Source organism: Methylobacterium sp. WL64 (assembly GCF_008039945.1).
Classification (GTDB): Bacteria; Pseudomonadota; Alphaproteobacteria; order Rhizobiales; family Beijerinckiaceae; genus Methylobacterium.
The window spans coordinates 1-525 of record NZ_VRVA01000332.1 but is presented as its reverse complement, the minus strand read 5'-3'; the positions used below and the strand labels follow the sequence as shown (position 1 = coordinate 525).

The 525-nt window shown below is 70.7% G+C and carries 1 protein-coding gene; it reads right to left on the bottom strand.

What is annotated here, in order from left to right:
- Positions 1-525: methyl-accepting chemotaxis protein (locus FV242_RS34155; protein ID WP_246693024.1), on the bottom strand; the 525-nt coding region annotated here is incomplete at both ends.

Sequence of the window (525 nt, the reverse complement as noted above, 5' to 3'; positions counted from 1 at the left end):
GCTTGACCGCCTCCTCGGTGAGCATCACCGACGTGTTGATGCCCCGCTGGATCTCGCCCAGGATCCCCCGGACCTGACCGGTGGCCGCCTTGGCCTGGTCGGCCAGCAGCTTCATCTCGGAGGCCACAACGGCGAAGCTGCGCCCGCTTTCGCCGGCCGCCGCCGCCTCGATCGCGGCGTTCAGCGCCAGCAGGTGCGTGCGCTCCGAGATGTCGTTGACCGTCTCGATGATGTCGCCGATCGTCTGTGTCTTCTCCGACAGGCTGACGATGTTGCCGGCCACCGCCTCGGCCTGCTCGCGGATCGCGTCCATCGCCTTGGCGGTGTCGGAGACCGCGCGCAGGCCCTGCCGGGAGGTCTGGGCCGTGGCTTGGGCGGTGGCGATCACCTCGGTGGCACGCTTGCCGATCTGGGCGCCGGAATGGGTGATCTCGTCCACCGTGGCCGCAGTCTCCTGCACGGCCGCGAACTGCTCCTCGACCGACGCCGCCTGCTGCTGCGCCGAGGCGCGGATCTCGGCCGCGG